Genomic DNA, 15,837 nt, shown 5'->3' on the forward strand with positions numbered 1-15,837 from the left:
ATCAACACCTTAAAGATATTGAGTAGATACCATCGGGGACGATCACCAGCAGTTGCTGAGCTGCCTGCACGGCACCACCCAGGGTGTGGACCGCCAGTTGCTGGACCACCCCGTCCACCGGCGCCAGCAGGGTTTGCAGGCGCTGCCGGTCGCGGCCGCGGATCAATTGCTGCTCGAGCACGGCGATGTCTTGGCGGGTGCTGTTAAGCAGGTCGTGCTGCTCGCGCTGGGTCCTGGCCAGGAAACTGTCACGCTGTTCGACGCGGTTCTGTGCCTCGGCCTTTAGCACTTGCAGTTCAGCGTTTTGCTGGGCCAGGGAACGCTCGACGTCCAGTTGTTCTTTTTCCTGTTCCAGCAGTTCGACCTGCGGCATCAGTTGCTCGGCGGCCATCGCCCGACGGGCGTTCAGGCGTTGGCGGATATTGCCCGCCAGTTTGCCCAAGGCGGCAATCTCCACGCTGCGGGCGCGCTGGTTGGCCTGATTGATGTAGATTTCGGCGCGCAGGCTGTCGAGGTTGGCGCTGATTTCGCGCCAGGTGCTTGCCAGTTGCGCCCTGGCCGTCGCTACCTGTTCCGGGGCTAAGCCCGCGGGCGGCTCATAGCTGCCCAGCGGATCGTTGCTCAACAGCGCTATGGCCCGTGCCCGCTCCAAGCGCTTGAACGCCAACTGGGCCTGCAACTCGCCCAACTCGGCGTCGACGCCAATCGGATTCAGCGCCACCAGCGGCTCGCCGGCCCTGACCCGCTGCCCGTCACGCACATGGATTGCGCTCACTTCGCCGGCTTCGTGGGCCTGAATGGTCTTGGTGTAGCTGGAGACCATCAGCCGGCCATTGCTGCTAGCATGAATATCGAGAAAACCCAGGATCGCCCAGCCAAGCGCCAACACAACCGACAGAATCAGCAGCAATGCAGTGGCCCTTGCCCAGGGGGCTGACGGACGCTCGACGATCTCCAAGTAGCCGGGCTGGAATTCATATTCGTCGCGGTTGCGCTTGAGCGTCACGGGCGCTTGGCGCAAGGCAGGCCAAGCTTGCCCCAGGAGTTTGGTATGAACGGCCATCATGCAGTCTCCTTGAGCAGCGCCTGTTGCAAGGCCCAAAGCCGCGCATAACAGCCACCATTGGCGAGCAGTTCCTGGTGTTTACCGGACTCGCTGATGCGTCCCTGCTCCTGGGTGATGATCCTTTGGCATTGGCGTACCGCCGAAAGTCTATGGGCGATGATGATCACCGTACGACCTGCGGCGATCCGCGCCATGTTGTCCTGAATCAGCGCTTGGGATTCGTCGTCTAGGGCGCTGGTGGCCTCGTCGAAAATCAGTAGTCGCGGGTCGCCCATCAAGGCTCGGGCAATGGCTAGACGCTGGCGTTGGGCGCCGGCCAGGCGAGCGGCGTCGATCACGCTTTCCAGGCCGGCGGTGGGATGGCGCAGGGCGATGTTCTGCCGCACGCTGCGGTTAAACAGATAATTCTCCTGCAACACCACGCCATTCTGGCTGCGCAGCCAACCCGGCTCTAATTGCTGCAACGGTTGGCCATCGATCAGGATGCGCCCTGCATCGGGCACATAGAATTTTTGCAGCAAGCGCGTCAGAGTGCTTTTGCCGGAGCCGGAAGGCCCGACGATGCCCAGGGTCTGCCCGGCGGCGATATGCAGATCCAGGCCCCTGAGCACCCAGTCGAGGTCGGGGCGATAACGGAAGGACAATTGCTCGATGCGCACTTCACCGCGCAACGCCTCGACCGGGCGTTGCTGGCCACGAGCTTGCTCCACCGGCAGGTTGAGCATGTCCCCCAGCTTATCTACCGACACCCGCACTTGGACGAATTGCTGCCACACGTCGATCAACTTGGCCAGAGGCTGACTGACGTGGGACAGCATCATATTGAAGGCGATCAACTGTCCGAGGGTCATCTCCAGGCCGATCACTTTGTGCGCGCCCCAGCAGAGATCACGGCGACGGCGGTGACCTTCTGTAACAGCGTCACGCTCTGGCTGATAGCACTGCCCAGGGACTGGCTGGCAAAACCGGCCTCGACCGATTCGGCGGTCTGCGACTCCCAACGCCTTTGCATCTGCGGTTCCACCGCCAGGTTCTTGATTGTTTCGCTGCTACCGACGGTTTCATTGAGGAAGGCGGTGTGTGCCGACAAGTATTCGCGCAGTCCCTTGAGCAGAACTTCGAACACGCCCACCACCACTAGTGTCACCACCAGCATGTCCAGGGTCGCCAGCGCCCGGTGCGCCATGACCTTGTCCATCACCGCCTGAAACAACAACGGAGTCGCCAGTGCCAGTACTTGCAACAGCAAGGAACACAGCAAAACTTCGCCCAGCACCCGTCGATGGTGCCGCAATTCGGGGATAAACCAGGACAGGTCGAAACGCAGCCTTCCTTCGCGCACACGAATCACTTGACCGCTCCATTGCTCGGCCAGTTGGTCGCGCTCAATCACATCCGGGGTGCCAGCCAATGGAGACTGGATCAAGGCCTGGGTTTCGGAGAGCCGGGCCAGCAGGAAGAAGTCGCCGGCCCGGTTACGCCAAGCCAGGGGTAGCATCTTGGACGTCAACTTGTGCAGAGACAGACGCTCAAGCCGCAAGTCAATGCCGTTGGCAGCACCGTAGGTTCTGACAGCAGAGCTCAGGTCAGCCTGCCCCGTCCGCGCCTGTATATTCGACTCATGGCCCTGACTCAACTGCAACAACAATCGGCAACATCCCAGCGCCGAGTCCATCTCGATCGTTGCGGCTTGGGGGGCGACTGGAAGCTCGATAACGGGAATTTCTGTCATACGAACTTTCGTCGTGGCAGGACGCTCGACAGAGCGCAGTACGGGGAGGTGTGACGAGCCGTTCGCATAAAATGCGCTTTCCTTTGATCGGGATGGCATAAACCGATCATGTGGCAGCGAATGCAAAATGATAATTAGCGATACAGTTGAAAGCTGTTAAGAAAAAATGGATAACGACAAAAAGGGTAAGCGCCACGTAGACAGACAAAAGCTCGATTGCGCGCCTTCTACCGCGACAGTGCGCTTGTCATTGAGGGCCTTCGGACTGAGCTTGAACCTTTTGACCGGGTCTTCAGCATCTTGCGGGCGAGTACTTCTTACAATGCCGCACAGTCGATAGCTGCCTGTCATGGACGGCACCTGATCCCAGACTGAGCGTTACTCAATCCCAAACAACTGCGGCTTGACCGAGCAGGATGACTTGATTTGTTGCTTAGGCTGCAAAAGGCGCGTAGGTCGGGAAAAGACATGCGTTTGAACTTTTGACTTTCGCTTCTCGACAGTAACTCTTAGTCTGCAAACAGACTTTTTCGGAGTCGTTCAACGCTTTAGTTTTTCGAAGGGTTTGCACAAGTGTGAATCGCAAAGTGCTGGTGGCTTCAAAAGACTATGTTGCGCGTCATGGCTACCCGCAAACCCCCAATGACCTCAGCCAGCACTCCTGCTTGCTATACCTGCAAAACGGTCGTGTCTACGACAAATGGTGCCTGAGCTCACACACCGTCCAAGTTTCAGGTCCGTTATTCAGTGACGATGACGATGACGACGTGGTGCGGCGCTGGGCATTGGCCGGCGAAGGCATCGCCTACAAGTCATGGCTGGATGTGAGTGCGGATGTGGCGGCAGGACGACTCGTCCTCCTGCTCCCAGACTACCCTGGTGAGTCTTCACCATTAAGCTTGGTATGCCCGCACCGCAAGCAGATATCACCAGCCGTGTCTCAACTCTAAGTAACCAATTCAGCCAGTTTGAACGCATCTGAACCGCGCCTGCGGCGCCCTACCCTATGTCGCCACACACCGTCATCACGGATTATCCGGTTTCATGGGGAAGACTTGGAGACGTCGAAACAGACCACCGATCATCAGGCTGTCTTCGCTCCAGTCGAATTGAAAGGCCTCCCCCAGAGCAAGAGTTAGCGGTACAAAAGCGCGTGAAGACTTGTTTTGCTCACCTCGCCGGGTGCGAACAAACGCCGTGAGCTTTTGTAGCCGCCATCATAGCGCTCGGCGTTAATCTGCTCGAAAAGCGCTTGGCACTCCTGCGGTTGTGCGTCGCCCGAAACGAATCAGCTCAAGCGCCTGTTCTAGAGTGTCGTGGAACGGGCTGAGTTTGCTGAACGTTGCACACCGCGGGTGAACTGAACGGGACGCCCTTGTTTATCATTTAAACAACGAAACCGCTGCAATTGGGCCCTTACGCTCCTGGGTCAGGATAAACAACACACCGACGATAGGAATAATCGCCGCCGCAAAAGGGATCGCTTGTGCACCGAAATGGCTGTCGATGACCATGCCACCAATGATGCCACCCAGGGCGTTGGCAACATTGAACGCGGAGATATTCGCCGTAGCCGCCAGCTCAGGCGCTTTACCACCGTAGTTCATCACGCGCATCTGCAGCGCCGGAACATTGGCAAACGAGGTCACGCCAAAGGCAAAAGCTGCCACCAGAAACGCGTAGGGATTGCTCGCCACCAGGTACGCGACAAACAACGAGACAATCATTGCCAAAGGCCAGCCAATCAGCGACAGACGCAGGTTGGCGTCGGCGGTCCTGCCGCCCAGGCTATTACCGATGACCAAGCCAGCGCCAACAATGACCAGCACCCAGGTGATGTTACTGCGATCAATGCCGGCCACTTGCTCGGCAAAGGGCGCCACATAACCATAGAACGTCATGAAGCCGACCCAACTGAGCACGGTGATCATCAGGCTCGCCAATAAATGGCGGTCACGCAGTACCGCCAGTTGCCCGATGACGGACATTGCCTTTTCCTGCCCTTGTCGCTCGATGTAGCTGGCAATCGCCACCGCCGCCAAGGCTCCCAATGCCGCGACCACGAAAAACGAAGCGTGCCATCCCAGCACATTTCCAATCCACGCCCCCGCGGGCACGCCAAGTACATTGGCCAGGGTCAAGCCAGCGAACATTTGCCCAACGGCACGGCCAGCCATCTGTGGTGCAACCAAACGCGTGGCGACCACAGCGCCGATCCCATAAAACGGGCCTTGGGTCAAACCGGCCAGGACACGGCTGATCAGCAACACGGTGTAATCCTGGCTCAGTGCAGTGATCAGGTTGGCGACGATAAACAGCGCCATCAACCCCAAAAGTACATTGCGCTTTTCGAAACGTGACAGCCACAGGGTCAGCAAAGGGCCGCCCACGACAATGGCCAAGGCATAGGCGGTGATCAACGATCCTGTCTGTCCCTCGCTGATCGCCAGACTTTCGGCCACTTGCGGAAGAATACCGGCGATCACAAACTCCGCCGTACCAATGGCGAATGCCGCCAGCGTGAGGATCCATACTTGAAAAGGCATTTTGGTTGAATCATTCATCAGTGTTTCTCCAGGCGTACGGTTGGGTGACTACCAGCTGTTTTCAGAAGAGCCGCCTGGGAAAACGGTCTCTAACAACTGCCCGCCCGGGGTGCGCAAAAAAATCCGCCGCTCATTCAGCGTCGGGATATCAATGGTTCTGTACTCGATGCCAAGGCGTTCGAGTTTTGCCTTGAAGGCGTCGTAGTCACCCATCCGAAACCCCACATGGTCGATAAATTCGGCGGCACGCAGCAGGCCTTGGCCGTGGGCTTCAATGATGTGCACTAGCGGTTGGCCCTCGCTGTACAGCCAGTGACCGCGCATGCCACGGATTTCTTGGGGGCGAGTGCCCTCCTCCAGATCAAAGACCTGAATCATAAAGTCGCAGGTAGCGCGAAGGTCGCGGGTACGTAGGGTGACGTGATCGATATGCACGATGTCGCTCCTCAAGAGTGAATGGAGAAACGATATCGTTGAAGCACAAGGCGTAGAATCCAGCCAAAAGCACAATCATATTCAGGGAAATCCGGATAATGCTCTTCGAGAACCTCGCGCTGTTTTTAGTGATTGTGGAGAAAGGCGGATTGTCGGCGGCAGGCCGCGAGGTAGGGCTGTCGCCCACGTCTGTATCAGAACGGCTTGGGGCTTTGGAAAGGCACTACGGCGCAACCCTGCTGACCCGTACCACGCGCTCGATCAGCCTGACGGACGAAGGACGGATGCTGATGGAGGGCGCCCGGCGCCTGCTCGCAGAGGCTGAAGACATCGAGAGCAATATCAAACTGGGCACCGAGCGGATCTCGGGCCTGATACGCCTGAGCGCTCCCGTCGACCTGGGGCGCAACCGCATCGTGCCAATCCTCGATGATTTTCTGCAGGAACATCCCGACGTCAGCCTCGACCTGAACCTGACCGATGGCTACCTGGATCTGGCGGGGCAAGGCATCGATTTTGCCATTCGATATGGCGCCCTGCCCGACAGCACCCTGCGCGTCAGAAAACTCAGCGAGGGCCGTAGGGTCGTGTGTGCATCCCCCGCCTATCTCATGGCCCACGGCACTCCCCAACACCCATCGGACTTGGTGCAGCAGCAGTGCATCCTGATGCGCTTTGGCAGCAGCATCCACCGTGAATGGCAGTTCTACGCCGATGGCCGTACGTTCAAGGTGCTGGTGTCGGGCAGGCGTATTGCCAATGATGGCGATCAGGTGCGCCAATGGTGCCAGGCGGGTCACGGCATCTGTATCAAGTCCTACATCGATGTGCGTGATGACTTGGACGCACGCCGACTGGTCGAGGTGCTGGAGACCTACTCCCTGCCGGGCGTGGACTTGCAGATTGTCTACCCTTCCGGCCACGCAGTACCGCGCCGGGTCAAACTGCTGATGGACGAAATCTCCTTGAAGCTGGCGACCTGAGCGCGCTCCAAGGAGATTTTTTGGATCAGACGTGCAGCTTTCAGCCCTACTGAGCCCAGGCAGCAAAGTCCGAGTAACCACGTTCGGTACCGCCAAACAACTCAGCCCCCTCCAGGCCGGCTAACGGGTAACCCTTCTCCAACCGCAACGGCAGATCCGGGTTGGCGACAAACTTGCGTCCGAAGGCGATAAAGTCTGCGTAGCCTTTTTCCAGTACCCACTCAGCAAGTTCCAGGTCGTACTTACCGGCCACCACAATCGCATTGCGAAAGCGCTCGCGCACGGCTTGGCGGAAGTCCTCGGGAAACTTGGGGGCATCATCCCAGTCCGCTTCGACCAGGTGCAGGTACGCAATGCCCTTGTCCTGCAAATAGCTGGTTGCCTCCAGCAAAGTCGGCAGAATGTCCGGGCAGGCCATGCCGCGCGCTGTAAGAAACGGCGCAATCCGTATCGCCGTGCGATCGCTCCCGACTTCATCAACTACCGCATCCATGACTTCCTTGAGAAAGCGCAGGCGGTTCTCGCGAGATCCGCCGTATTCATCCGTACGCGTGTTCGACGTGGTACGCAGGAACTGGTCGATCAGGTAGCCATTGGCCCCATGCACTTCGACACCGTCGAAACCTGCCGTCATGGCATTACGCGCAGCCTTACGATAATCGTCGACGATAGCGTGGATTTCGTCGCGCTCCAGTGCCCGTGGTATCGGGCACTGGGCCATACTGCCGACACCCGATTCGGCATCCACTTTCCAGATGCTGCCATCAAACGCAATCGCGGAAGGCGCGACCGGTAATTCGCCATTGTGGAAGTCAGGGTGCGACATGCGCCCTACATGCCACAACTGCAGGAAAATACGTCCGCCAGCGGCATGCACCGCATCGGTCACCAAGCGCCAGCCTGCGACCTGTTCTTCACTGTAAATCCCTGGGGTGAAGGAATAGCCCTTGCCCTGGGGCGAAATCTGCGTGGCTTCAGTAACAATGAACGCAGCCGACGCACGCTGCGCGTAATACAACGCGTTCATGGCGTTCGGCACATCGCCAGGCTGGGTGCTGCGCGATCGAGTCATGGGTGCCATGACTACACGGTTGGGCGTGTTAAGTTGACCAACAACGCCTAGTGTGAAAAGTGTGGACATCAGTGTCTCCTGGTAAATCGTCGGGGGGCAATGACTACAGAATATCCACGAGGGGATTTCTTGATAATCGACTCAGTTCGGGAAACATATTCCAGTTAATCCGGATAATGCGCACGGCTATTGGCCTGCTCGGTAGGCAGACGCAATTGGCGCAGGCAATCGCAACCCCTTAACAAAGCCAGCAGAGATCAAAGTGGCTGTTGTAGAGCCCTAACCGTCATATATCAGCGGCGCGGAGTTCGCAGGTAATTATCAACAGAAACAGGACCGGCTCCCGTAAATGCAAAAACCCCTACAACAAAGGCCCAGAGAGCAGGAAACTCCCAGCCCCCCGTAGGCAACACCCATATGTAACCCACGCCGTAGTGTCCGCCCATTCCAACGGACACCAGCAGGTACACGGCGCCGCCGAAGGCCGCCAAACGCGTTAGAAAGCCAAACGCCAGCCCAAACGCTACAGCCAACTCTATTAGCCCGGCCAGCACCACAAAATAGGCTGGATACGGCAGGCCTATACTCCCGAAGTAATTACGAAACACTTCAAACGCCTGGGGGCCGGCGAACAAATGCCCGGCGAAATGAGCAATGAACATCAAACCGACATAAACCCTGATTGCGGTCATGCCCCATTGCTCTGAACTTGTACCAGCCACACTGCGATCGTGCTGAATAATGCTCCAGAGCTTTAGCATCAACAAGACAAATAACCCTACACACGTCCAGGTTACCCAAGGTAATCCAGGACCCGTTTCTGCCAGAAGTAGCGGATCGAGCGCTGATCCGGTTTCACTCAAGGCGCTGAGGCGCATAGTGGAAAATAAACGACCGACTACAAGCAATGAAAACATCGTAGCAAGCCATGCAAAAAACGAGTATGGACGTTGCCATAGCGAAAAAAAAGACAACACCAGCAACACGATCAACCCCACTAGCGACATTAGCGTCCAGCTCGAAATGGAGTAGATAAAAAACGAACTAACCGACAATACAACCAGCATGGTGGTGATCAACAATGACAGCCAATTAACAACTTTTATATTCATGGACATACAGCGCCTCATACGCAATTTATCGGGGTGATGATAAAATCACAGCCTACCGAAAGCCATTTAAAACCATCTTTTTCAAGGTCCTTGAAAATTTTACCCGGCGCTCATCAGTTCTGGCTTCTGCAGGAGCGAGCCTGCTCGTAAAACTTATGTTCACCGAAACCATCCAGAACATTCGCGTTATGGTCGAATATCGCGGGTTCTCATGATCCTTGATCGGGATGAAACTTAAATCTCTTCAAAACCTATAGGGTGGGCAAACCTGATCTAACCTATATCGTTTCTGACTCTCTATACGAGAGTGGACTTTCCAGGGTGTAGCGAGCGATTTCATCCTTACGCATAAACTTCACGCCCGCATGACTATTAGCATATTTCAAAAACTCTCCCCATACACGAACCATTTGAGGGGAGCCACTGATGCGATCATGGGCGCTGACAGACATCATTCGACGGCGAGTACTGCTCTCTTCATACAACTGATCAAAGTCTAATTTTATCTGTTCCAAAAACTGACTTGGTGAATAATTACGACCCTCAACCAACAGGATGTCGTTATTGCGCAATGTATACGGAACTACCACAAAGTCTTTATTATTCACCTTCTCAATAAAAGGCTCGTCACGACTAAGATCGTCAATATGATAGAGATAACCCAACTCTTGCAGCAGTGATAGCGTATTTGGGCCACGCCGTAACCAATTGCAGTTGTACCCCGCAGGACTCTGGCCCGTTACTTCTGCGACCATGTCCCGCGCTTGTTGTAAAAACACTCGCTCTTCATCTCGCCCCATCGCATATTGAGAACTCCAGCGCGGCCCGTGACCAGACGCTTCATGGCCGCGCCTCACTATTTCCCTGGCCAACTCCGGGTGACGCTGAGCGGCTTCGCCGATCATGTGACAAGTGACTTTCACTCCGTAGCGATCCCACAGATCAAGCATTCGCGGTATACCTTCCCGGTAGCCGTAGGCAAACCAGGTATTCGCGGCAGCATCCGAAGGCACACTGTCTGGAAAATCTACACGAGGGAACGGGCTGTCCGTGCCTTTCGCAGGCTGACCACCGGCCTCGAACTGCATCGACACTGAAACTACCAGGCGCGTATCACCGGGCCAAAACTTCCCCTGCTTGCCAGCGACCTTGCCTTTGTTGCCGTCCTCGAGAGCGGGAACCGACGCTGCTGATGCCTGATTGACTAAAGTCGTGGCTGCGAGGGCGGCGACACCTACCCCCGCGTGCTGGAGAAAAGTGCGTCGCTGTGGATTATCGGGCGTCTGGATAGACGGTTGGTCTCGATCATCGGCTTTCATAAGTCTCTCTCAGATTTGGCTTTCACTTTGAGTCGTTGATCACAACGGCCATACGTCAAGCGGCATGCAGGGCAAAGAGCAATCGGATCAGGTTGTTGAGCGCCTGACATCCCGTGGATGAGTGTTGATCATCCACGAACAAAATAATTTGAAGAACAGCCTATTTCGAGAAGGTATATTCAAATAATATTTGAAAATATGCCCAGCAGAGAGCCCCGCGTACCGATGAAAGCCCTACAGGATCTTGAGATTTTTGTACGTACCGTTGACACCGGAAGCCTATCTGCGACCGCTCGCAAGCTCGACCTGACGCCGGCCGCGGCAAGCGCTGCGCTTAAACGTCTGGAAGCGGAACTGGGCGTGCAACTATTCGTGCGGTCGACTCGCAGCCTGCGTCTGACAGAACACGGCGAACGTTTCCTGGAAGATTGCCGTCCGGCCTTACAGACACTGCAGAAAGCCGCGCAGCAAATCACCGTGGGCGATCCGGTTCTGCAGGGCGTTCTCAAGCTCGCGGCATCGTCCGACTTCGGCCGTAACCTGCTGCTGCCCTGGCTCAACGACTTCCAGAATGTGCACCCACAGGTTGAAATCCGCCTGCAACTGTCAGATCGCATGGCCAATGTGTACAGCGAGCCTGTCGATGCGGCCTTCCGCTATGGTCAACCCCCAGACTCCAGCCTTGTGGCTCTCCCGCTGGCACCGACGCACCGTCGAGTGCTTTGCGCCTCACCCGCTTATCTGTCCAGGCATGGCACGCCCTCAAGCCCCCACGAACTGACCGACCACGCCTGCCTGTGCTTTATGCTAGGCGACAACGTGCGTGACAGATGGCGCTTCTCTTTGGGGGATGAGCCGCAGATTACCGTGCGCGTCAGGAGCATCAATGTGTCCAACGACGGCGACGCCGTGCGGCTTTGGGCGCTGCTGGGTAAAGGTATCGCCTACAAGGCGCGTTTAGACGTGGCCAAGGATCTTGCGCAAGGGCATCTCCAGGCCTTGTGTCCCCATTGGACGACCGAGCCGGCGCCACTCTTCATGGTGTTGCCGAGCCGACGCCAGATCACCCCGTTGATACGCACTTTGCGCGATTACATTATTTCTCGCGTTGCGCAATTGGATAGCCAGACACTAGAGGACTGGTAGTTCAGCGTTATCGAAATGTTGGACCAGAATTTTTCCTTCGATCGCCAGATAGACAGCAACAAGACACGAGAGGCCAATACTCTAAAAGATAATCGTCACACCTTGTCATAGCGCGGTGTGACGATTGGGTGTTTAAAAACTGATTGAATGGGGTTCAGATGTTGCTTCTGAACAATATTCTCGGTCTTTTATCAGTCGCCCGTGGCAAGTTTCATTTCATCATTGGAATGGCGCTGCTGCTCCTCCATGACCAACAGGCCAAGTTCGCGTTTCAGTTTGTTGAACTCTGGCGAAGCCGGATCACGCGGCCGGGGTATCTCGACAATGTGATCGCGCTTGACCGTACCTGGGCGATAAGTCATTACAACAATACGGTCAGCGAGATAGATCGACTCCTCTATCGAGTGGGTGACGAAGAGAATCGTCTTGCCTAGCTTCTCCCAGATGCGCAGCAATTCATCCTGCAAATTGCGCCGGGTCAGCGCATCGAGAGCACCGAAGGGTTCATCCATCAGCATGATTGGCGAATCAAGCGCCAACACACGGGCAATGGCTACACGCTGGCGCATGCCACCGGACAAATCTTTCGGAAAACGGTCGCGGAAATCAGTGAGGTGCAACAACGCCAGCAACTGATTGACCGTCGAATCGATCTCCGACTTCGACTTCTTCTGTACTTCAAGGCCAAACGCAATATTCTGAGAAATGTTCATCCACGGGAACAGTGCGTATTCCTGAAACACCATGCCACGATCCGGGCCAGGCCCGATGATGTTCTTGCCCTCAACGGTAATCTCCCCACCCGAAGGCAGCGCAAAGCCAGCCACGGCGTTGAGTAGCGTTGACTTGCCACAGCCCGAAGGGCCGAGCAAACAAACGAACTCCCCCTGCTTGATCTCCAGATTGATATTCTTCAACGCAATGACATCCTTGCCCGGCGTCTTAAAGACCTTCTGTACGTTGTTGATGATGATTTGGGCCATGCTATTGCTCCAGGCCGCGATGCCAGCGCAGCAAATGGTTATTTAGTCGACTGACAGCGGTATCGATAAGGAGTCCGAGCATGCCGATGGTGATCATGCCTGCGATGATTTTGTCCGACCACATGAATTCCCGAGCCTCAAGAATCCTGAAGCCCAGGCCGTCGTTGACCGCAATCATTTCGGAAACGATCACGACGATAAACGCGGTGCCGATACCGATGCGCACACCCGCCAGGATGTAGGGCGTCGCGGCTGGCAGGATGATGCGGCTAAACATCGTCCACTGATTAACCCCGAGATTACGTGCAGCGCGCAGGTAGATTCCATCGACCTGACGGACACCGGCAATGGTATTCATCAATACAGGGAAGAAAGCACCAATGGCAATCAGGAAGAAGGACGGTGGATTGCCCAGCCCGAACCAGAGGATAGCCAGCGGAATATAAGCAATGGGTGGAATCGGCCGCAGTATCTGCATCAACGGGTTGAGCAGCTGGTAGATACGGTTGCTGGCCCCCATTAGAAGGCCGACGGGCAACGCCAGCGCGGCACCGATGATGAAACCGACGATCACGCGGTAGAGGCTGGAGTAAGCGTCATGCAGTAGTTCGCCGGAGAATAGCCAGGCGAGATAGCTCTGGTGGGGTTCCTGCGATTGCAGCGGCAGCAGATAGGCCCACCACTTGATTGCGACTGCAGTGGGAGAAGGCAGAAGAATCGCCGAGAACAACCCGAAACGCGAACCAGCTTCCCAGAGAATCAATATCACGACCGGGACCAGCAGCCCCTCGGCTAAGCTCTTGAGTTTGTGCATCATTGCGTCACCTTCAGATCGGCCTTAGCCTTTTGCAGCAAGTCAAGCTTGACCCACTCGGCCGCCTTCGGTGGCTTGCTCATCTTGCCCGCACCATACTTGGCCATGTAACTGGTGGTGATGTCGATATGCTCAAGGGTAACGTCGTACGTGTATTGCGCATTTTCCATGGCGTCCTTGAAGTCCTGTGGAGTGAGTTGTCCCTTGAACATCTGCTCGCGCACGTATTTGTCGGCCAAAGCCATATCTTTGTTGAATAGTACGGTCGACTCTACAAAACAGGTAACAACACGCTGCGCGACGTCGGGGGTTTCCTTGTACATTTTTTCGGTCATGACGAGCAGACGAGAAGGGCTACCCATGGCTGTGTTATAGGGCTTGGTGATTTCGATTCCGATGTTCTTGCTGAGTGCTTGTGTTGCCTGCGGCTCGGCTTGATTCATCGCGTCTATTTGCTTGGTGACCAAGGCATTGTTGAGATCGGCAAAAGCGAGGAAAACTACCTGCACATCCTTGCCCGGCTTGTCAGACCAGGTCAGGCCCGCAAGCTCAAGCTCTCCATAGAGCATTAGCTCCAGCGCAGTACCGCGAGTGACGGCGACACGCTTGCCTTTAAGGTCTTTCATACTTTTGATGCCACTGTCGGCTCCGGCGATGATGCGCGCGCCCCCGGTCGAGAAACCAGCCAGAGCAAAGATTGGCACACCGTTAGAGCGCCCCGAAATGGCTGCCTCCGAGCCAAAAGCGGCGATGTCGAGGTCACCCGAGATGATTGCCGGAAGCATGTCAGTACCTTTAGAAAAAACCCGCTCTTCAACCTTCAAACCGTATTTGCTGCAATGGTCCTTCATGTACGAGACGGCCCCGAAATGTGCCAGTTTGAGATTGCCGAGACGGACGACATCCTGGGCTTGAGTGGGTGAAGCCGCCAATAAAAGAGGGCTGCCTGCGAGCAAAAGTGCAATGCGGAAAATAGAGTTTTTCATTTTGTCTGCTTCTTGTTGTTAGGAAAATGTGACTCACAAATCGTTGTGGTATTGCTCGGTTACGCTGAACTCGGAGGGTTCCACTGCTGCTTGATGTAATCGTGTTTGGGAACCGGCTGCAGAAAGACGCAGCATTGAACCCACTGATCCGGGTGGGTGGCATCAATGGCTTGTCCAAGGTACTCCAGAACCATCTGGATCATCGCTTGCTGCATTTCAGCAGGCCTTGGATTAGTCAGAACCAACGTCGCGATGACTTGTTGGGCGCTCGGATCATCAGCTGAAACAGCCGCGGTACAGGGGTGGATGCGGGATTTAAGATCTGACAGCCTGGCCCAGCCCTCATTGGCCAGCCCGGTGTGCAACTTGTTCAAGACATTTGCCCAGTCGATGACATCGATAATCCCAGCGCTTGCTTCAATTTTGATATGTGGCATGGCAAACCCGTTTGGCCAGGAGAGAGAAAAAAGGTTGCGGTGTAAAGGCTGGCTACCACCGCATTTGACGGCCACCAGTATCTCCAATAGGATTTGCCAAGGTAAATTCACTTTTTTCTTTAAAAGCCATCGGAAAAACCTATTAAAAATCGCGACCCTCTAGAAGCCATTTCGTTGCGCCAATTGCGCTATTTCAGCGCAGCGATGGAATGCAGCAGCTTTAACGAAGCCGCGAAATCATGTTCGATTTCGCAACCTGCCTTGTCTGAACAAATTGCAGCTCTGGAGATGACGCTCGGACTTAGGCTATTTGATCGCAGTGGGGGGCGCGCCAGACCGACACAACCGGCCAATCAACTTCATCTGCAGATTTCAGCTTGCCTTGGCGATCTCCAAGCGGCATTGCGCAGCATCAGCGATCGCTCGCAAGAGGTTGGCGGGTTGGTGCGCGTAGGGCTCGTACAATCCTATGGCGAATGTTGGGTTTTACCGGTTGTCCGCCGGGCTCAGGAGCAATGGCCGGCTTTGTCGGTATCTCTACGCCGGCGTAGCGCGCAGGCATTGACCGATGGTGTCCTGCGCGGAGATTTTGAACTGGCGGTGACATTTGATCCTGAACCTTCTGCGGACCTGGAGATTACGAAGTGCTTCCAGGAGCAGTTTGTGGCGATCAGCAACGCGCCGCACAACGGAGAAAGCATTGATTTGGTAACGCTTGCCCAAGGTAAATTGGCTTTGCTGCCCAGCGAGTACATGATGCGACGGCAATTAGACGCAGCCTTTGCCAAGGCCCGTCTTAAGCCGTGCATTTATCTTGAGTCAGATATTTTGTCTGATTTGGCAGAGGCTACGCGCTACAACAATGTGACGGCTGTCATGAACACCATGGCGGCGCTCAGCTTGAACATGCTTGACGGGGCTCGACCGATTTCTGCACCCGATTTGCATCGCTCTGCATACCTGATTCGTTCCCGAAAGCGTTATCACACCAGCGCCTCCTTGCATTTGTGGGAAGCATTGCGCGAAGGAGTTCCACCATTGCCGGCGGCATTTGTTCTTCGCGACGTGTGAGGCGGTGATGTAGTGGTCTAATGAAACCGGACACCCATTTAGGCGAGAATGCTCGCCAGATAGAGGTGTCTGATGACCAAACAACGTCGTTCTTTTTCCGCTGAATTCAAACGCGAGGCCGCAGGCCTCGTGCTC

At 55.7% G+C, this 15,837-nt stretch carries 13 protein-coding genes and 3 pseudogenes; 4 read left to right on the plus strand and 12 right to left on the minus strand.

Annotated elements, in window-relative coordinates; genetic code table 11:
* Position 1: 1 nt before the first annotated feature.
* Positions 2 to 1,066, minus strand: a complete 1,065-nt coding sequence (locus CKW18_RS22305; protein ID WP_256587060.1) for an HlyD family type I secretion periplasmic adaptor subunit — start codon at positions 1,064 to 1,066, stop codon at positions 2 to 4.
* Positions 1,063 to 2,798: pseudogene (locus CKW18_RS31555) on the minus strand (ATP-binding cassette domain-containing protein). Before CKW18_RS31555 ends, CKW18_RS22305 begins: the two are co-directional and overlap by 4 nt.
* Positions 2,799 to 3,376: 578 nt before the next feature.
* Between CKW18_RS31555 and CKW18_RS22315 the strand changes: the two are divergent.
* A pseudogene (locus CKW18_RS22315) lies at positions 3,377 to 3,748 on the plus strand (LysR substrate-binding domain-containing protein); the annotation flags it as partial.
* 90 nt (positions 3,749 to 3,838) lie between these two features.
* Here CKW18_RS22315 and CKW18_RS22320 read toward each other — a convergent pair.
* The 3 genes and pseudogenes from CKW18_RS22320 to CKW18_RS22330 form a co-directional block, all read right to left on the minus strand.
* Positions 3,839 to 4,153 (minus strand): annotated as a pseudogene (locus CKW18_RS22320) (IS21 family transposase); the annotation flags it as partial.
* 27 nt (positions 4,154 to 4,180) lie between these two features.
* Entirely contained in the window at positions 4,181 to 5,362 is a 1,182-nt protein-coding gene (locus CKW18_RS22325) for an MFS transporter (RefSeq protein WP_095190785.1), read from the minus strand.
* Positions 5,363 to 5,392: 30 nt separating this feature from the next.
* Positions 5,393 to 5,779: a VOC family protein gene (locus tag CKW18_RS22330; protein ID WP_095190786.1), complete on the minus strand. Its 387-nt coding sequence runs from the start codon at positions 5,777 to 5,779 to the stop codon at positions 5,393 to 5,395.
* A 98-nt stretch (positions 5,780 to 5,877) separates the two neighbouring features.
* Here CKW18_RS22330 and CKW18_RS22335 point away from each other — a divergent pair, with 98 nt between their 5' ends.
* On the plus strand, positions 5,878 to 6,762 hold the full coding sequence (locus CKW18_RS22335) for a LysR family transcriptional regulator (RefSeq protein ID WP_095190787.1): 885 nt from the start codon (positions 5,878 to 5,880) through the stop codon (positions 6,760 to 6,762).
* Positions 6,763 to 6,808: 46 nt separating this feature from the next.
* Here CKW18_RS22335 and CKW18_RS22340 read toward each other — a convergent pair whose 3' ends face one another.
* The 3 genes from CKW18_RS22340 to CKW18_RS22350 form a co-directional block, all read right to left on the minus strand.
* Positions 6,809 to 7,906, minus strand: coding sequence for an alkene reductase (locus tag CKW18_RS22340; RefSeq protein ID WP_371857643.1), 1,098 nt, complete (start codon positions 7,904 to 7,906; stop codon positions 6,809 to 6,811).
* Between the two features lie 221 nt (positions 7,907 to 8,127).
* A complete protein-coding gene (locus CKW18_RS22345) occupies positions 8,128 to 8,946 on the minus strand; it encodes a DoxX family protein (RefSeq protein ID WP_170947303.1) in 819 nt (272 codons plus the stop codon).
* A gap of 278 nt (positions 8,947 to 9,224) precedes the next feature.
* The gene (locus CKW18_RS22350) at positions 9,225 to 10,265 is read right to left on the minus strand and encodes a polysaccharide deacetylase family protein (protein WP_095190790.1); all 1,041 of its coding nucleotides are present in this window, start codon (positions 10,263 to 10,265) and stop codon (positions 9,225 to 9,227) included.
* Between the two features lie 225 nt (positions 10,266 to 10,490).
* On the opposite strand from CKW18_RS22350, the gene CKW18_RS22355 reads away from it, so the two are divergent.
* Positions 10,491 to 11,411 carry a LysR family transcriptional regulator gene (locus tag CKW18_RS22355; RefSeq protein WP_095190791.1) on the plus strand — a complete coding sequence of 307 codons (921 nt, stop codon included), beginning with the start codon at positions 10,491 to 10,493 and terminating at the stop codon, positions 11,409 to 11,411.
* A gap of 191 nt (positions 11,412 to 11,602) precedes the next feature.
* On the opposite strand, the gene CKW18_RS22360 is transcribed toward CKW18_RS22355, so the two are convergent.
* The 4 genes from CKW18_RS22360 to CKW18_RS22375 are packed head-to-tail and all read right to left on the minus strand — an operon-like array spanning position 11,603 to position 14,706.
* Entirely contained in the window at positions 11,603 to 12,394 is a 792-nt protein-coding gene (locus CKW18_RS22360; protein ID WP_095190792.1) for an ABC transporter ATP-binding protein, read from the minus strand.
* Between the two features lies 1 nt (position 12,395).
* On the minus strand, positions 12,396 to 13,208 hold the full coding sequence (locus CKW18_RS22365) for an ABC transporter permease (RefSeq protein ID WP_218274352.1): 813 nt from the start codon (positions 13,206 to 13,208) through the stop codon (positions 12,396 to 12,398).
* Positions 13,208 to 14,194 (minus strand): ABC transporter substrate-binding protein, encoded by a 987-nt coding sequence (locus CKW18_RS22370; RefSeq protein WP_095190794.1) that lies wholly within the window; start codon positions 14,192 to 14,194, stop codon positions 13,208 to 13,210. The genes CKW18_RS22365 and CKW18_RS22370 overlap by 1 nt, the downstream gene beginning before the upstream one ends.
* A 59-nt stretch (positions 14,195 to 14,253) precedes the next feature.
* Complete coding sequence (locus CKW18_RS22375) at positions 14,254 to 14,706, minus strand: hypothetical protein (RefSeq protein ID WP_218274353.1); 453 nt, start codon at positions 14,704 to 14,706, stop codon at positions 14,254 to 14,256.
* Between the two features lie 99 nt (positions 14,707 to 14,805).
* On the opposite strand from CKW18_RS22375, the gene CKW18_RS22380 reads away from it, so the two are divergent.
* A complete protein-coding gene (locus CKW18_RS22380) occupies positions 14,806 to 15,702 on the plus strand; it encodes a LysR family transcriptional regulator (protein WP_202864012.1) in 897 nt (298 codons plus the stop codon).
* Positions 15,703 to 15,837 lie beyond the last annotated feature (135 nt).

This window comes from Pseudomonas sp. Irchel 3E19 (genome assembly GCF_900187585.1).
Taxonomy (GTDB): domain Bacteria; phylum Pseudomonadota; class Gammaproteobacteria; order Pseudomonadales; family Pseudomonadaceae; genus Aquipseudomonas; species Aquipseudomonas baetica.